This is a genomic window from Peptoniphilus lacrimalis DSM 7455 (genome assembly GCF_000378725.1).
GTDB classification, from domain to species: Bacteria; Bacillota; Clostridia; order Tissierellales; family Peptoniphilaceae; genus Peptoniphilus_A; species Peptoniphilus_A lacrimalis.
The window spans coordinates 129,852-147,786 of sequence record NZ_KB900368.1; the positions used below are offsets into that span (position 1 = coordinate 129,852).

The window sequence follows — 17,935 nt, forward strand, 5'->3', positions numbered from 1 at the left end:
AAGTCTCCCACTAATCTTCTACTTCAATACCCATACTTCTTGCAGTACCTTTAATCATTGACATTGCTGCTTCTAATGATGCTGCATTAAGATCTGGCATTTTTGTTTTTGCAATTTCTTCAACTTGAGCTTTTTTAAGTTTACCAACCTTTTTCTTGTTTGGTTCTCCACTTGCACTCTTAAGTCCTAAAGCTTTTTTAATTAGAACAGGTGCTGGTGGAGTTTTTGTAATAAATGTAAATGATCTATCTTGATATACAGTTAGTACAACAGGAATAATCATCCCAGCTTGATCAGCTGTTTTTGCGTTAAACTCTTTTGTAAATTGCATAATATTAACACCGTGAGGTCCAAGTGCTGTACCTACTGGTGGTGCAGGTGTTGCTTTTCCTGCAGGAATTTGTAATTTTACTAATGCTATGACTTTTTTTGCCATTATATCCTCCTTGTGGTCTTTCGGGTTTACCCTCCCACTAAATTAAGCTTTTATAATTTGATTGAAATCCAATTCTACCAAAGTATCTCTACCAAACATAGAAATACTTACCTTGACCTTGCCCTTTTCATAATTGAAGGAATCAATAATTCCTACAAGTTCATTGAAAGGACCACTGATTACTCTTACAGTTTCACCTATTTCATAGTTACCAAACAATTCTTTGTTATCAGTAACACCAAGTAATAATACTTCTTCTTCAGATAAAGGAACAGGTTTAGATGCCGGACCTACAAATCCAGTAACTCCCCTTGTATTTCTAACGAGATACCAAGTTTCATCATTCATGATCATCTTAACCAGTACATAGGAAGGAAACATTTTTCTCTCTTTAGCCTTAGAAAGTCCGTCTTTTGTTTCAACGTAGTTTTCCATAGGAACTCTAATATCAAGAATTAAATCTTCCATTTTCCTATTAGCAACCATGGCTTCCATAGTATCCTTCACTTTATTTTCATAACCTGAATAAGTATGGATTACATACCACTTAGCTGCGTCCTTTGTTATATCTTTTTCATCCACTGTATTACCCTCTATCAATATATTGGTTTTAGTAAAAATACTATAAACCTGTCATATAGTGAAAGTAAAAGTGCACATGCGATTGAAACTCCTATAACTATTAAAGAATATTGTACTATTTGTTTCTTGGAAGGCCATACAACTTTTTTGAATTCAGATTTCACACCTCTAAAATATTTACCAAGACCGCCTTTTTTTTCGTCAGTCTTTGCTACTTTATTAGTTGCCATAAATCCTCCTTACTTAGTTTCCTTGTGAAGAGTATGCTTCTTACAAAACTTGCAATATTTTTTCAATTCCAATCTTTGTGTAGTATTTTTTTTGTTTTTGTATGTCACATAATTTCTATTTTTACAATCTGGACATTCAAGAACTACTCTATCGGCCATTAAAACACCTCCTGATGTCAAAAAAAAGAGCCGCCTTCAGGCTCCTTAAATTTTTACTAATATAATCTACCATAAAATCGGCTATTTGTAAAGATTTTTTTAAATTTTTATAATCCCTTTCACATAATCAAGAAAAAATTTAATAAAAGGAGAATTTCCATGATTTCTTTCTACTGTCTTTAATTTATAGGTAAAAGCATCTTCTTCCTTGACTTTATTTATCACCTTTTCAACCAAAGAATACAAGTAGTCACTTATATATGAAAATTGCCATGGATAAAGCTCATTAATATCATCAACAAAAAAATTTGTACTTATGCCTAAATTTTCAAAATATTCATAATTAAAAAATAACAATGCGTTTTCTGAAAAGCTAAAATCTCCCCTTCTTCTTTTGTTGTACTGTTCTTTATTTATTATGAAAGGATTTTGTAATTCATAATCTCTATAAATATTAAAAAGTTCCAATAAATAAATATCTTCTTTTAAATGGATCAAAATTTTTAAAGCTGGCATGACTCTGTCAATTAAAGTATCGTAATCAACTTCAGGAAATCCCAAATCTTTAATATCAGTCTTACCAAACATTACATCATAAAATCTATCTCTTTCAGATAAAAGTTCATAAAGATTCATTGACTCATAGGCTTTTATTTTTAAAAATAGTATATATTCCTTAAGTATGGGTTCAATCCCATAATCCTCACATAAAATATCTGTTTCTAAAGCTCTTCTTACTATTTCTTTAAAGCTTTTTAAATCAGTTTTTAAGCCCTTATTTGTGTAATTATAAACTAGATTTTTAAGAGATTCCACCAACTTTTGTCTAAAGCTTTCAGCTTTTGTGGAAGAATTTTTATAAATTGCCCTATAAATATTTAAAATTTCTATAAAACTTAATTTATCAATTTTACAATTACAAAAATCTAAATAAGAGTAGTCTTCCATAGTGATTTGATCTTCATCAAAATCACTACAAAAACTTAGCAGACTTTTGTAGTCAGCAATTGATAATTGGTTTGAATTTAATATTAAATTTTTATCATCAACATAAAGTAAAAACTCTAGAGGTTTTATTTCTATAATAGAGCTTGCCTTTAAGATTTCATTTTTATAAGTAAAGAAAAACATATTGCCTCCAAATTTATTATACTATTTTTGCAGGCAAATTTTTTAATAAATTACAGAAATAAGATAAAAAGCTTAACTTATCCTTTTTTATCTTATTTCTGAATAATAAGAATGTTTTTATATCCCTTATATATAATTTAATAATGAACTATATTAAATATTACTGGTAAAAATTATATAGAAAATTTAAAACGAATGAATTTGATGTATTATTCTTCCCAAAATTCACCTAATCTTTTTTTAATATCTTTATCACTATAAAAATCTTCAACTATCCAATGGCTGGGAAGCAATTTTGAGTATGGCTCTATGGAAAATCTCTTATCTATCAGTAGAACTACTCCCTTATCATCTTCACTTCTGATAACTCTTCCACCAGACTGATTCACCTTTACCATACCGGGATAGATATAGGCATAATCGTAACCCTTTTTCAGCTTTTTTTGGAAATGATTTTTTAATATATTTCTTTCAAAAGATATTTGAGGTATGCCTACACTAATTATAGCAACTCCTATAAGTCTTTTACCAAGTAAATCTATGCCCTCACTAAAGGCTCCTCCCATTACTGCAAAAGCTCGCAAATCCTCTTGAAATTTAAATTTTAAAAGAAATTCTGACCTATCTGTTTCGGTCATTCGTCTACTTTGAATTATTACTTTCTCGTCAATTTTTTTATACTCTTCATAAACCATCTCCATATAGGCATAAGATGGGAAGAAGAAAATGTAATTTCCCTTTTTTTCTGTGAATAATTTTAATAGCCTCACTATATCAGCAACAAAATTTTTTCTATACTTATATGTGGTTAAAATTTTTTTATCTCTCAAAACCAATAGTTTATTGGTATCGAAGGGTGATTTAATTTTATAATAATAGGTGTTTTCATCTGCACCTAAAAGATTTCCATAATATTTTAAAGGCTCCAAGGTTGCAGAAAAAAATACACTCGCCCTTGCATTTTTTAAAATATCTTTAAAAATATCTCCGCTATCAAGGCACAAAATTTTTATTGTGTTTTCTTCCTTAAGTGAAACAAAGTCTTTGTTATAATACTGATAAATTTTATTATAAGAGAAAAGATTAAAATAAATATTTAAAATTTCATCATAATGCTCATCTTCCTTATATTTTATAAGGTAATCATTTAAGGAATACATAAGTTTTTCCAAGGCTTCATTTAAATTTGCAAAGGCTTGATAAGAAAAAAATCTAGTCTTTGCCAAAAGATTAAATTCACTTATCGCCTTCAAATTATTAGCCCTATTAATCTTTAAAGACTTTGGCAAATATTCATCTAAAAGCATTAAATCATTTAATTTAAATTCAGCCGAATACATTTCCCTAGCCCTATCAACAAGGTTATGAGCCTCATCAACTAAAAATACATATGACTCCAAGGAGCCTTCAAAAAATCTTTTCAAATAGACTATTGGATCAAAGGCATAATTGTAATCACCAATAATAAAATCGGAAAAATTAGCTAAATCAAGTTGAAATTCAAAGGGACAAACAAGATGCAGTCTTGAATATTTTTCTATATTAGATCTTTTAAATTCATCTACAGAATCAAAAATATCTATAATGGCATCATTGACCCTGTCAAAATGTCCCTTAGCAAAGGGGCAGTCTTTTGGATTGCACTTGACTTCATCATTAATGCAAATTTTTTCTTTGGCAGTTAATGTTAGGTATTTGATTCTTAAACCCCTATCCATCAATTTGAACAAAGAATCTTGAGCAGTAATCTTTCCTGTAGAGCGTGAAACAAGATAAAAAATTTTATCTAACTTATCCTCTCCTATTGCCTTGATTGATGGAAAAATAACTGACATAGATTTGCCAATACCAGTGGGTGCTTGAACAAATAGTTTATTTTTATTACTAATAGTATTATAAACAGCAACAGCCATCTCTCTTTGACCTGCCCTATAATTTTTAAAGGGAAATCTGCAAGTTTTTATAGATTCATTTCTGATTTCTTTCCATTCTGTCAGTCTTTTTGAAAATTCTAAATAGCTAACTATAAGCTCATTAAAAAAATCTGATAATTCTTCAAAAGAAAATTCATGGTCAATTTTTTTTATTTGAGAAGTTGGAAGATGAAAATAGCTCAACCTTACATTTATCCTATCTAAATTCTTATTTTTAGCATATATATAAGCATAAGTTTTTGCCTGTGCCCAATGCAAAATATTAGAATCATAATCAAGCTCATCTAAATCACGACTCGTAGATTTTATTTCATCAATTACATATAGGCAAGTTTTCTCTTCATAACCAATTCCATCAGCCCTTCCTTCCACAGTCAAATTAAAATCAGAAATACTAATGCTTGTAGAAAGAAAAACTTCTTTTTTGTATGAAGAAGAGTATAATGCTTGAAGTTTTTGATGAGCATAAATACCTGCCATTGCTCTAGAGTTTGAATAAAATCCCCTATCAATATCTCCTGATCTTTTGACAAACTCTATTAAATTTCTGACAGAAATTCTAAGTTCTTTCATAAAAATTTGATTAAATTAAATCAAAAAAATTATTTTGCCTTAAAGCTTCAAATAAAATTATGTTAGCAGAATTTGAAAGATTTAAACTCCTACCATAATTTTTCAACATAGGAATCTTAATAGCATCATCGTAATTAGAAAAAATTAAATCTTCAGGTAAACCCCTAGTTTCCGGTCCGAAAACAATAACATCTTCATCTTTATATTTAACATCAGTATAAAGCTTACCAGCTTTTGTAGTGGCAAGGTAAAATCTTGAATTTGGAAATCTCTTCAATAAATCATCATAGGAGTCATAAATACTAATATCAACTAGATGCCAATAATCAAGCCCTGCTCTTTTTACATGCTTATCATCAATTTCAAAACCAAGCGGCTTTATCAGATGAAGCCTTGTATTTGTTAATCCACATGTTCTTGCTATTGCTCCTGTATTAAAAGGAATTTCCGGTTCATAAAAACAAATATTTAACATATTAACCCTCCAAAATTTCTATTGCACATTTAAGACCATCAAGAGCAGATGAAACTATGCCACCAGCAAAGCCTGCACCTTCACCAATAGGTCTTAAATTATTATATTCTAATGTGTGGTAATCTTTTCTTAAAATCCTTACAGGTGATGAAGTTCTTGTTTCAACTCCTGTTAAAATTGCATCATTATTTGCAAAACCATGTAATTTTTTATCCATAGATAAAATTGCCTCTTTTAGAACCTTATTAATAGATGGCGAATAAATATCATTTAAACTTGTTAATTTATATCCAGGTTTATAGGTAGGTATTATTTTACCTAGACTTGTGCTTTCTTTGTCGGCTAAAAAATCACAAACTTTTTGAACTGGTGCAAAATATTTGCCTCCACCCAAAATAAAAGCCCTTTCTTCGATCTTTCTTTGAAAATCAATACCCCCAAGGGGTGAATTGCCATAAAAATCAGGCGAAACAGTGCAAACTAAGGCAGAATTTGCATTTATACCATTTCTTTTATGCTCACTCATTCCATTAACACATAGCCTATTTTTTTCCGTTGACGATGGCACAACATAACCGCCAGGGCACATGCAAAAAGTATATGCACTGTGCGGATTTTCTTTTTTTGAATAAGTTAAAGCATAAGAGGCTTGAGGTAAACTTTCATTTTTAATTTTATATTGGGAAAAATTAATATCACTTTGCAAATGCTCTATCCTAAAACCAAGGGCAAAAGGCTTAGCCTCAAGAGATATATACTTATTTAAAAAGCTAAAAGTATCACGAGAAGAGTTCCCCAAGGCTAAAATATATTGGCAAGCTTCAAATTCTCCCTTATCTGTAATTAAAGACTTAACTTTTCCATCCTCAAATTTCAAGTCAATAAATTTAGTTCTGAAATAAAATTCTCCACCCATTTTAAGTATAGATTTCCTAATATTTTTTATGACATTTCTTAAAACATCAGTACCAATATGGGGCATAGCGTCATATAAAATATCTGATGGAGCACCATGGTCAACTAAAATTTCAAATATTTTTCTTGACCTCTTGTCCTTAGAACGAGAAGTCAACTTCCCATCAGAAAAAGTTCCAGCTCCACCCTCTCCAAAAGAAATATTTGAATTTTCATCAAGAATGGAGTTTTCCATTAAATTTTTTATTTTTTCCATTCTTGTATCAATATCATCCCCACGCTCAATAATTTTTACCTCTACACCTGCCTTTAAAAGAGTATAGGCACAAAATAAACCTGCAGGACCAGCTCCCACAACAAGAGCAGATTTGACCTTATTTTTATTATTTAAAATTAATTTTTCTTCATTATAATAGCTAATATTATTTTTAAGTTTATTAAAAATTTGCGGACTCACATCTGTATCCACAAGAACTTGATAAACATAAAAAATTCCATCTCTTGCATCCAAAGACCTCTTATAGATAGAATAAGAAAAATCATCTTTTTTTATTAAATTTTTTACTTTCTTAAATAAATCTTCTTTTGAAGCATCAAAAGGAAGCTTGATATTTCTCAATATAATCAAATTATCACCATTAATATTGTAATTCATATATAAAAATTTTTAAAGTTTTAAATAATTAAAAAAATGCCAGTAAAATACCAGCATTAATTATTTTTTTATATCTATTATTTAGAATTTTTAACATATATACTCGTAGGTCCATCGGCTCCACCAATGATCTCAACTTGACCATCTTTTGTAATTTCTTCCCATTCTTCTTTTGAAATTTCTCTACCTGTCATCTTTTCATATTGGGTTTTTGTAACTTTCTTATCATGATAATTATTAAAATAAAAACCTGCTACTAATAAGAATATAATAAAAATAGAAACTAAGGATTTCTTATACATTTTATGTAACCTCCCAAATTTACAATAATTATATCACACTCAAGTTTTAAAACCAATATGTTAATAAAAAATTTCATATAGCATTATAAGAATGATTGAATGAATTAATAATAAAAATAAAATATAAAAAAGTGGTATCTGAGAATAAATTCTAAATACCACCATAATATTTTATGCTCTTTCTTTAACTTGTCCGTATGTTTTATTAGCAAGAAAAACTTTTTCTAATAATGATACTACCAATACTCCTACAAAAGTTGGTACTAACCAAGAAAGCCCTGATTCTGCAAAGGGTAGATTATTTTCTAATTCAGTTAAGACTGGTAGAGAAACTGAAAAAGTAGTTCTCAACATTTGTACAAAAGGTAGACCTACTGAAAAGAATGCAGCAGTTAGATAGGAGAATTTTCCATATCTTACAAAATCATGACTAGCTCCCATAACTATTAATACTAAAGCTACTGGATATATCAAAGTTAAAACTGGTACAGAAAAAGCCAGAAGATTATTTAAACCAAAGTTTGCTACCACGAAAGAAAAGAAAGTCCATATATAGACCCAAGTTCTGTATGATAATTTTTCTTTAAATAATGTAGCAAAATATTCTCCACCACTTGATATTAAGCCGACACAAGTTGTTAAACAAGCTAGGGTAAATATTGCTGCAAGAAGGAAAAATCCAAAATTACCAAAGGCATATTGGCAAGTTTTCGTTAAGATTTCAGCACCATTTTCTGCACCTGCTAATAATACTGATGAATTCATTCCTATGGATGAAAGCATTGCATAAACTACAAATAATACCAAACCAGCAAAAACTCCCGCTTTTATTGTATATTTTGTAACTTCTTTTTTATCAGTAACACCAAATCTTCTTATTGCTAAAGCTATAACAAAACCAAAATTTAGTGCAGCAACGGCATCCATTGTGTCATAACCTGATAAAAATCCTTTAAGAACAGGTGATTTTCCATAATCTCCAACTGGAGCTGCAACATTTTTATCTAAAAACATTAATCTGACAAACATAAAAAGTATCATTAAAAGTAATGCTGGAGTTAAATATTTTCCAACTCTTTTTACAAGTTTATTGGGTTTTAAGCATACCCATAAAGCTACAGCAAAGAAAACAAAAGTATATACTAATCTTGCTAAATTCATATTAAAACTTTGTGGCAATAAAGGAGCTATTGCCATTTCAAAAGGTACACTTCCTGCTCTTGGTATTCCAAGTCCAGGTCCTATTGAAAGATATATTGCAGTTGTAAAAACTAAAGAAAATTTTGGACCAACTCTTTGTGCTAAATTAGAAAGACCATCAGTCTTACCAACAACTATTGCTCCTATAACAGGAAATACTACTGCTGTTATTGAAAAAGATAAAAGTGCAAGAAAAGTAGCACTACCTGCCTGATTTCCCAAAAGTGGCGGAAATATTAAGTTTCCAGCCCCAAAAAATAGTCCAAATAACATTATACTTACTTGTACAAATTGACTTCTTGTTAATTTTTTCATAATGAAATTATCTCCTCTTTTTTTATTTTTCAAATTTAATTTTGATAAATATGAACCCACTCTATCACTTAGCTTGATTCAAGTGGGTTTTAGGAAACTACTTTTCCAAAATAAAAAAAGTCCTTTGTCTTTAATTAGACAAAGGACGAAAATTCCGCGTTACCACCTTTTATTCTTATATAAAAATAAGCTCTCAAGCATCTATCAATGCCGGGTTTTTGTAACGCCTACCAAAGCGACAAATCTTACTATAATTTCAGACTTGCAATATAGAAAAATGATTTTCATCTTACTTCCGATATAGGCTTTCACCAAACGCCTACTCTCTAAAATCTTTCATAAAACTACTCTTTTTTTCTTAATTTTTATCATAAAAGTTAAATTTGATTTATTAGATAGTACTAAAATAAATTAACTTTGTCAATAATTTTTTTAAAATAAAAAAAAAAAAATTGGGACTGTCCTTAAGGACTGTCCCATAATATTTTAGTATTTTCTGATTAGCAAAAATTATTTTACTTGTTTTTAACTTGGATAATAGCACCTTGATACTTTTCATCAATAAATTTCTTAGCATCTTCTGATTGTAAGATTTCTATAAATTTTTGGAATTTTTCTTTATTTGTATCTTCTTTTCTGATAGCTACTAAGTTAGCATAAGGTGAATCTTTTGATTCAAGGAAAAGTGAATCACTTGTTGGTTTTAATCCTGCTGTTAGGGCAAAATTAGAATTAATAACTCCTGCTCCTGCATCCTTATAAACTTGAGCAACACTTGGAGCTTCAACGGCTGTAAACTTAAAATTATGTGGATTTTCTGTAATATCTTTTTCAGTTGTGTTTAAATTTGTCCTGTCTTTAATTTTAATTAGTCCTGCATCTTCAAGTAATATTAATGCTCTTGCTCCATTTGTTGGGTCGTTAGGAAGTATTATATCAGAACCATCTGGTATTTCACTTATTGACTTATATTTTGCTGAATATAAAGCCATTGGTTCTAAGTGAACAAATCCTAATGTTGTTATATTATCAATTTTTCTATCCTTTACAAATTCATCTAAATAAGGTTCGTGTTGGAAATAATTTGCGTTAATATCTCCTGATGATAATTGTAAGTTTGGTTGAATATAATCATCAAATACTACAGTTTTTACATCTAGTCCAGCTTCTTTGAACTTATCTTGTAAAGCATCAACTATTTCTCCATGTGGTGTTGCTGAAACTCCAATAACAATCTTGTTGTCTTCAGAAATTGGCACTAAATCTTTCTTTTGACCATCAGCTGTTTGTTCAGCTTGGTTTGTTGCATTTGCCCCATTTGCTTTTTCTTCTGTTTTTGCATCATTTTTGCCACAAGCTGATAATAAAAGTGTTAGTGACAATGCTGCTACTCCTAAAATTTTTAAATTCTTCATTTTCTTTCCTCCTAAAATTTTTTATTTATTTTAATTTTAAATTAAAATCTTCTATCAATTTTCTTTTCTATTCTATTACCTATTACTTGCACAATTTGTACAATTAAAATTATTAAAACTACTGTTGACCATAAAATTACTTCATCTCTCATTTGATAGCCATATCTAATAGCTATATCTCCAAGGCCTCCGCCTCCAATTGCTCCAGCCATTGCAGAATAACCAACAACATTAATTAATGTCATTGTTATTCCATTTACAATCATTGGCATTGCTTCAGGAATTAAAACCCTTGTTATTATTTGCATATTTGTTGAGCCAACAGATTTTGCCGCTTCAATTATCCCTTTATCAATTTGATTGAAATATCCTTCCATAAGTCTTGCAACAAAAGGTGCTGCTGAGATTGAAAGTGGTATAATCATTGCTGCTGTACCATAAGCCTTTCCAACTAAAATCCTAGATAGTGGAAATACCACAATAACAAGGATAATAAAAGGAAATGACCTCAATATATTTATTATTTTATCTAGTACAGAATAAATCTTTAAATTTTGGCAAAGTCCATCTTTTCTCGTAATTGTTAATATAACTCCAAGAGGTAAACCCAAAACTATAGCTATAAAAGTTGAAGCAAAAACCATTATTAAAGTTTGAGGAATTGCTGGGCCAATTATTGAAATTAATCTATCCATCTATAGCACCTCCACATTGACTTGGTTTTCAACGAGAAAATCAAGAGCTTTTTTTCTTTCTTCTTTTGAACCTTGAATCTCAACTGTCAAATATCCTACGCTATCTACATTCAATTTGTTAATATTTCCTGAAAGAATATTTATAAAAACATCAAACTTCTTCATACAAATTGAAAGTATGGGTTTGTCATAATTATTGTTTGCATAAGTTATTCTATAAACATCACCCTTGAAATCTTCAGCATTAATAACTTCTTCTTCCACCTCATCTTTTAAGTTTTTGATGAAAGATTTTGTTATCTTAGTTTTTGGATTTCTGAAAAGTTCCTTAGTAGCATTTTCTTCAATTATCTTTCCACTTTCCATAACAGCGATTCTATCGCAAATATCTTTTGCAACTTCCATTTGATGAGTAATCATAATAATTGTTGTCTTATATTCTTTAACAATTTTTTTCAAAAGATTTAAAATAGCTTGAGTATTTGCCGGATCAAGAGCAGAAGTCCCTTCATCAGATAATAATATCCTTGGATTTGTTGCTATGGCTCTTGCTATTGCAACTCTTTGCTTTTGCCCTCCTGAAAGTTCAGAGGGATAAGCATTTTTCTTATCCTCCAAATCAATAAACTTTAGCAATTCATTAACTCTTTTTTCAATTTCATCTTTATTAACATCAGATATCTCCAAAGGATAAGCAATATTATCATAAACAGTCTTTTGCATAAAAAGATTAAAAGATTGAAAAATCATTCCTATATCTTTTCTTTCTTTACGAAGCTCTTCAGGTGAAAGTGATAAGATTTTTATACCATCAATAATAATTTGTCCAGAGTCTGGTTCTTCAAGTCTATTGATACATCTTACAAGAGTTGACTTTCCAGCACCAGAAAGTCCAATCACTCCAAAAATCTCCCCATCATTCACTTTGAAAGAAACATCATCAAGAGCTTTAAATTCTTTTCCATCTACCTGGAAGGCCTTTACTAAATTTTTTACCTCTATCATTTTTTTCCTCCATGAATAAAAAAAGAGCTTCCATCCTAAAAGGACGAAAGCTCGTGTTACCACCTTTATTTAATATATGCTCACGCATATAAACTCACTAGGTACAATCATACCCTGACTCTATAACGGGAGTTCCCGTCAGGCTCTAATTATCGAACCTTCCTTCAAAGAGGCCATGTTCATTAAGTTTTGTTTATCTTCTTTCACCAAAACGAAGCTCTCTTTAATCCCAAACACTTAACTACTCTTCTCTTTATCAAGTTTATCAATATAAATTTATTCTACACTACAAAAAATAATTTGTCAACAACTTTTTTAAATATTTTTCATCAGATGTAAAACTTTTTTAATATTTTGTTATTATACAGTATCATTTTTATTTTTGCAAGTCTAAATTATTAATAATTTTATATTTTTCAAAAACCAAATCTTTAATTATATTAAATAAATTTTTTTTGAGTTTTAAAGAATAAGCCCTTCCGTCTTCCTCGTTTATAAATTCATAATAGTAAAAACCGTCCGAATTAGGTTTTGGGTCAAAAACATGAAGATATGAATTGCCTTTTTTCCCATAAAAAATTAAATCATAAGATCCATCTTCAGGAGCTAGGGCGTATATTTGATCTTCTCCCAAAAGCTCTCCACCTTCTAAAGCTTCTGAGATTTTTTGTAAATCTTTACTTTCCATTTCTATAGGATAAGACTTTAAATTACCATCATATTTAAAAACATCAAGGTCTATAAATTCAAAAGTTTTTCCATCTTTAAATGAAATTTTGGATGCATTCGGATATTCTCCCTTATTTACAATTTCAAGAAAAAGATTTTCTAAATAATAATTTTCATGAAGATTTGTAAGGACTATAAAGAATTCTCCTTGCGGGGCAGACTTTATTGTTTGTGAATCAATATAAAATTCTCCCTCCGGTTTTTTCTCCTCGCGAAAATTTTCTTTTTTTGAAAAATTTATTAATAAATCTTTTTCTTTTTTATTTTCATAAGATTCTCTTTTTCTTAAAGGATAACCATGAATTTTTAAAATTATTTCTTTGTCCTTGCCAAAGGAAAATTTTTCTCCCTCTGATGTCAAAAGAATTGACTGATCTTTATTTAAGACAAGGTCCTTGTAAAAATATTTACTATCCTTCTTTTCCAAATAGACTTTTTTATCAATGTTATAAGCTTCAGGAATAGATTTGTTCTTAAAAAAATCTGTCTTAATAAATAATATGGAGAAGATTATTATTAGAATTCCTATAAATATAAATATTTTATTTTTCATGCTTGACCTTTTTTAAAAAAAAAGCTGAACTTTTATAAAAGTCCAGCTTAAAATTCATATTAAAGCACAATAGCTTTTGTTTTAATTTCTTCTTTAAGATCTTCTATAAATTTAGAAACATCAACGTCTTTAACTTCTTCTCCACTTCTCTTTCTTACTGAAAGTTTGTGGCTTGCTGTTTCCTTTTCTCCAATTACAAGCATATAATTTACTTTTTTAAGTTGAGCTTCTCTTATCTTGTAACCGACTTTTTCAGCTCTTTCATCAATCTTAACTCTTATGCCGGCTTTTTTAAGTTGATCAAAAACTTCTCCAGCATAAGGCTTAAATTTTTCAGATACAGGAATAATTTCTACTTGAACTGGGCTTAACCATAGTGGGAATTTACCTGCAAAGTGTTCGATTAAAATTCCCATAAATCTTTCAACGGAGCCAAATAAAGCTCTGTGAAGCATTACAGGTCTTTTCTTTGATCCGTCTTCAGCTACATATGTTAATTCGAAATTTTGTGGTAATTGGAAGTCAAGTTGAATTGTTCCGCATTGCCATGTTCTTCCTATTGCATCTTCTAAATGGTAGTCAATCTTTGGTCCATAAAATGCTCCATCGCCTTCATTTATTGTATAAGGCATACCTTTTTCTTCAAGAGCTTCTTTTAAAGCTTTTTCTGCTTCATTCCAAGATTCTAAATCTCCCATATAATCATCAGGTCTTGTAGAAAGTTCTACAGAGTATTTAAAACCGAAAGTATCATATAAAAGATTAGCTAAATCAATTATTTCAAATACTTCTGATTTTATTTGATTTGGCAAGCAATATATGTGAGCATCATCTTGTGTGAAGGATCTTACTCTAAATAGACCGTGTAAAGCTCCTGATAATTCGTGTCTGTGAACTAGACCAAATTCTGCATATCTTAAAGGTAAATCTCTATAAGAATGTGGAGTTGTTGAATAAATTAATGTTGAGCCTGGGCAGTTCATGGGTTTAACTGCGTAACCTTCTTCATCAATTTCTGTAAAATACATATTTTCTTTATAGTGATCCCAGTGTCCAGATCTGTGCCACAAATCTTCATTCAAGATTACGGGAGTTAATATTTCTCCGTATCCTCTTTCTTGTAAAACATTCTTCCACCAGCTCAATAAATTATTTCTTATAATCATGCCATTTGGATGGAAGAAAGGAAATCCTGGTCCTTCTTCGTGCATAGAGAATAAATCAAGTTCACGTCCAAGCTTTCTGTGATCTCTTTTTTCCGCTTCTTCACGTTTTTCTATATATTCGTCTAATTTTTTCTTTTTATCAAAAGCAATCCCATAAATTCTTTGAAGCATCTTGTTATTGGAATCTCCTCTCCAATATGCACCGGCTATAGATAAAAGTTTTACTGCTTTTATCTTTTTAGTGGATTCAAGATGAGGTCCCCTGCAAAGATCCGTAAATTCTCCCATTTGATATAGGGTAATAGGTTCATCTTCAGCTAAATCTTCTATGAGTTCTACCTTATAGTCTTGACCTTTTTCTTTGAAATATTTTATGGCGGCATCTCTTGTAATATCAACTCTTACAATTTTCAAATCTTCTCTTGCAAGTTCAATCATTTTCTTTTCAATTGCTTGAAAATCTTCTTCAACAAATCTGTGGTCTAAGTCCATATCATAATAAAAACCACTGTCAATGGCTGGTCCAATTGCAAATTTTGTATTGGGATATAAAGTTTCAATAGCATATGCCATTAAATGACTAGCTGAATGCCAAAGAATTTTTTGACCTTCCAAATCATCAAGTTTCAAAACTTTAAATGTTGAATCTTCATTAATCTTATCAGCATTTCCCAAAACTTTATCATTAACTTTTGCACCAACGCTATCCCTGTAAAGACCTTCAGAAATAGATTTTGTAACTTCTCCTACACTTATACCTTTTTCAAATTCTTTCTTTTCCCCATCGGGTAATGTTATAAACATACTTCCTCCTTTTAATATAAAAAAGGCCTATCATCCAAAGGACGATAGACCGTGGTTCCACCTTAATTAAACTCAAAAGATTTAACGCATCTTACGCTGTAGTTTGCTACAGAACTCCAAGTTAGTTTTCAAATAAATAAAAATCAAGCCTTCCCACCAACAAGCTCTCTCTAAAGACCTTATTTATTCTAATTTTCTCTTCATCGTTAAAAAAATTCTATCACAAATAATAAAAAAAGACAAGTCAGATAAAAAGTCTATTTCTAAACAAATAATATGGAGCCAAAATCTTCAAGCATATTTTCGGATAAGTTTATGATTTCAATATTATATCTCCTGCAAGCATCAATTATTTCTTGCCCACTTGAATGAAGGCTAATATCACCTGTTAATATTAATTTATTATCAATATAACCACTGCAACCCCCAATAAATCCATAGTTAAAACCATTAAGTTTTATCTCTTTGTGGTTAATTTTTATAAACTCAAAAATATCCTTGCAAGCCTTATAAATAGACATATCAGAACTTACAAGAAAATTATCAGTTACTAGGGTATTGCACTTGGTGTAAGCTTGTCTAACATCAATAAGGCTTACTTTATTTTCTTGATAAAAATTTAAAATATTTTTATCTATAAATTTCAAATTCCCAATAAAGTAACCCTTGTAATAAAAACCGTTTAAGCCAACATGGTCTTTATATAAATATCCTAAACTTTTATCAGTTTTTATAACTTTTCTATCGGTAAATATATCCTTATAATACTTATAATTATCCCTATCTACAATAATATCCCCATTTTCAAGACCATAAATAAGCATATCTGGATGAGTATTAATTCCCTTGGGCATATTTTTATTTTCAATTGTTTTTACAATCTCATAGGGGAAAACTTTAAGTTTATCTACCATGTAATCAGGCATATTTTTATCTACAATTATATATTTCATTTGCTCATCTCGTAGGCAAAAATCCCTGCTGCTACACCAGCATTTAAAGAATCTACACTATCTCTAATGGGAATTTTAACTTTTAAATTTGCCCTTTCTAGAATTTTTTGACTAACTCCATGGGCCTCGTTTCCAATTACTAAAATCAAATCTCCACTTAAATCGCACTCTTTGATAGGCTTTGAATCCTCTAAGGCTGATACTATTATTTTAAAATTATTTTTAATCAGTTCATCTTCCTTTAAAAAATATATAGGAACTCTAAAAATAGATGCCATTGTAGCTCTTATTGTTTTGGGATTATATATATCACAAGAATCTTCAGAAATAATAACCCCCGAAAGATTAAAGGCATCTGCTGTTCTTATTATAGTACCCATATTCCCAGCATCAGATATTTTATCTAAATATAAGAATTTACCACTTTTTTCTTGGAATTTTTTATGAACCATGGGAAAATAAGAAATTATACCCTGTGGACTTTGTGAGTCGGAAATTTTATTAAATAGGTGACTTGGAAAAATAAAATAATCCCTATCTCCTAAAAGGTCTTTATATTGCTCTTCTTTATCATCTCTTATAGCAATATAAGAAGGAGCCATATATTTTATGGCTTCTTTAAATACTATAGGACCTTCCACTAAAAATAAATTTTCCTCATAGCGATATTTTTTTTGTAAAAATTTTTTTAAGTATTTATAATATTTGTTATCTTTTGATTGTATGAACATTTTTTCCATATGTAATAAGGGAGGAAAATCCACCCTTATAAATTATTTACTCTTATTTTTGATATATTCACGAACATCAATTATCTTGCCGTCTGCCATGATAATTTTAAAATCATAGTCAGTAATGTAAGCAACTGTTAGACCTAAAATTGAAGCGATAGGTGCAATAATAGCTCCAAAAGTAGAAGCTGTTAATGACAAAGATAATACTGTTTCATTATCCTTTTCTACAATAAGTCTTGAAGCGTTACCCTTTCTCCAAATTTCCTTAATTCCTTGGATAATTTCATCAAGGGTGTCTGTTACTCCTCCAAAAATATCTTTTTTAGATTCATTTTCTTCAATAACTTCAGCTTCAGCTTCAATTCTTTCGTCTTTTTTATTTTGACTTACCTTAAATTTTTTTGCTTCAATATATCCAATAGCCCTATCAACATCTCCATCAGAATTTAAAAGAGCCTCTCTAACTAACTCATAACCTGCTCCAGTAGTATTAATTACATAGTCAATTTTTTCAAGATTAATCATCTTATCACCTCTGTTATTATTTTACCCAATAAATATTATTAAAATCTAAAGGAATTGTTAAAGTTTAATTAAAAAAAATAAGCGGAAAAATCCGCTCATTATTCAGCCTTAGCTATATCTACAAGTTCTTTAAAACCTTGTGGATCGTTTATTGCCATTTCAGAAAGCATTTTTCTATTGATATTCACTCCAGCTTTCTTAAGACCTGAAATAAATTTAGAATAGCTCATTCCATGAAGTCTTGTAGCTGCATTGATTCTTGTAATCCATAGTTTTCTGAAATCTCTTTTTCTTTGTTTTCTACCAATATAAGCATAGCTTAAAGATTTCATTACAGCTTGGTTAGCTGGTCTAAATAATTTAGATTTAGCTCCGAAATAACCCTTAGCTTGTTTTAATATATTTTTATGTCTTTTTTTAGCATTTACTGCTCTTTTTACTCTAGCCAT

Annotated in this window: 19 protein-coding genes and 1 other annotated feature; all 19 genes read right to left on the reverse strand. The window is 29.7% G+C overall.

Annotated elements, in window-relative coordinates:
• Window positions 1–10 precede the first annotated feature (10 nt).
• Window positions 11–436 (reverse strand): 50S ribosomal protein L11, encoded by a 426-nt coding sequence (gene rplK / locus F594_RS0102135; protein WP_004824869.1) that lies wholly within the window; start codon window positions 434–436, stop codon window positions 11–13.
• A gap of 42 nt (window positions 437–478) precedes the next feature.
• Entirely contained in the window at window positions 479–1,018 is a 540-nt protein-coding gene (gene nusG, locus F594_RS0102140; RefSeq protein ID WP_004824778.1) for a transcription termination/antitermination protein NusG, read from the reverse strand.
• A 14-nt stretch (window positions 1,019–1,032) separates the two neighbouring features.
• Window positions 1,033–1,248, reverse strand: coding sequence for a preprotein translocase subunit SecE (gene secE / locus F594_RS0102145; protein WP_004824828.1), 216 nt, complete (start codon window positions 1,246–1,248; stop codon window positions 1,033–1,035).
• Window positions 1,249–1,257: 9 nt separating this feature from the next.
• Window positions 1,258–1,407 carry a 50S ribosomal protein L33 gene (gene rpmG, locus F594_RS0102150; RefSeq protein WP_004824822.1) on the reverse strand — a complete coding sequence of 50 codons (150 nt, stop codon included), beginning with the start codon at window positions 1,405–1,407 and terminating at the stop codon, window positions 1,258–1,260.
• A 99-nt stretch (window positions 1,408–1,506) separates the two neighbouring features.
• On the reverse strand, window positions 1,507–2,538 hold the full coding sequence (locus F594_RS0102155) for a hypothetical protein (RefSeq protein WP_019034374.1): 1,032 nt from the start codon (window positions 2,536–2,538) through the stop codon (window positions 1,507–1,509).
• A gap of 209 nt (window positions 2,539–2,747) precedes the next feature.
• On the reverse strand, window positions 2,748–5,045 hold the full coding sequence (locus F594_RS0102160) for an ATP-dependent DNA helicase (protein WP_019034375.1): 2,298 nt from the start codon (window positions 5,043–5,045) through the stop codon (window positions 2,748–2,750).
• 10 nt (window positions 5,046–5,055) lie between these two features.
• Window positions 5,056–5,520 carry a tRNA (cytidine(34)-2'-O)-methyltransferase gene (locus F594_RS0102165; protein WP_019034376.1) on the reverse strand — a complete coding sequence of 155 codons (465 nt, stop codon included), beginning with the start codon at window positions 5,518–5,520 and terminating at the stop codon, window positions 5,056–5,058.
• Between the two features lies 1 nt (window position 5,521).
• Window positions 5,522–7,063, reverse strand: coding sequence for an NAD(P)/FAD-dependent oxidoreductase (locus F594_RS0102170; RefSeq protein WP_019034377.1), 1,542 nt, complete (start codon window positions 7,061–7,063; stop codon window positions 5,522–5,524).
• A gap of 104 nt (window positions 7,064–7,167) precedes the next feature.
• Window positions 7,168–7,392: a hypothetical protein gene (locus F594_RS0102175; protein ID WP_019034378.1), complete on the reverse strand. Its 225-nt coding sequence runs from the start codon at window positions 7,390–7,392 to the stop codon at window positions 7,168–7,170.
• A gap of 171 nt (window positions 7,393–7,563) precedes the next feature.
• Window positions 7,564–8,907 (reverse strand): branched-chain amino acid transport system II carrier protein, encoded by a 1,344-nt coding sequence (brnQ, locus tag F594_RS0102180; RefSeq protein WP_026302285.1) that lies wholly within the window; start codon window positions 8,905–8,907, stop codon window positions 7,564–7,566.
• Window positions 8,908–9,045: 138 nt separating this feature from the next.
• Window positions 9,046–9,276, reverse strand: a binding site (T-box leader).
• A gap of 146 nt (window positions 9,277–9,422) precedes the next feature.
• Window positions 9,423–10,322 carry a MetQ/NlpA family ABC transporter substrate-binding protein gene (locus F594_RS0102185; protein WP_019034380.1) on the reverse strand — a complete coding sequence of 300 codons (900 nt, stop codon included), beginning with the start codon at window positions 10,320–10,322 and terminating at the stop codon, window positions 9,423–9,425.
• Between the two features lie 41 nt (window positions 10,323–10,363).
• Window positions 10,364–11,017 carry a methionine ABC transporter permease gene (locus tag F594_RS0102190; protein WP_004824769.1) on the reverse strand — a complete coding sequence of 218 codons (654 nt, stop codon included), beginning with the start codon at window positions 11,015–11,017 and terminating at the stop codon, window positions 10,364–10,366.
• Window positions 11,018–12,022, reverse strand: coding sequence for a methionine ABC transporter ATP-binding protein (locus F594_RS0102195; RefSeq protein WP_019034381.1), 1,005 nt, complete (start codon window positions 12,020–12,022; stop codon window positions 11,018–11,020). It lies immediately after the preceding gene.
• A gap of 376 nt (window positions 12,023–12,398) precedes the next feature.
• Window positions 12,399–13,304 (reverse strand): hypothetical protein, encoded by a 906-nt coding sequence (locus F594_RS0102200; protein WP_019034382.1) that lies wholly within the window; start codon window positions 13,302–13,304, stop codon window positions 12,399–12,401.
• 59 nt (window positions 13,305–13,363) lie between these two features.
• Window positions 13,364–15,274, reverse strand: a complete 1,911-nt coding sequence (gene thrS, locus F594_RS0102205) for a threonine--tRNA ligase (protein ID WP_019034383.1) — start codon at window positions 15,272–15,274, stop codon at window positions 13,364–13,366.
• Window positions 15,275–15,537: 263 nt separating this feature from the next.
• A complete protein-coding gene (locus F594_RS0102210) occupies window positions 15,538–16,227 on the reverse strand; it encodes a DUF6873 family GME fold protein (protein ID WP_019034384.1) in 690 nt (229 codons plus the stop codon).
• Entirely contained in the window at window positions 16,224–16,967 is a 744-nt protein-coding gene (locus F594_RS0102215; protein ID WP_019034385.1) for a TrmH family RNA methyltransferase, read from the reverse strand. Before F594_RS0102215 ends, F594_RS0102210 begins: the two co-directional genes overlap by 4 nt.
• A gap of 33 nt (window positions 16,968–17,000) precedes the next feature.
• Window positions 17,001–17,486, reverse strand: coding sequence for a DUF4342 domain-containing protein (locus tag F594_RS0102220; RefSeq protein WP_009344873.1), 486 nt, complete (start codon window positions 17,484–17,486; stop codon window positions 17,001–17,003).
• A 98-nt stretch (window positions 17,487–17,584) separates the two neighbouring features.
• Entirely contained in the window at window positions 17,585–17,935 is a 351-nt protein-coding gene (gene rplT / locus F594_RS0102225; protein WP_009345268.1) for a 50S ribosomal protein L20, read from the reverse strand.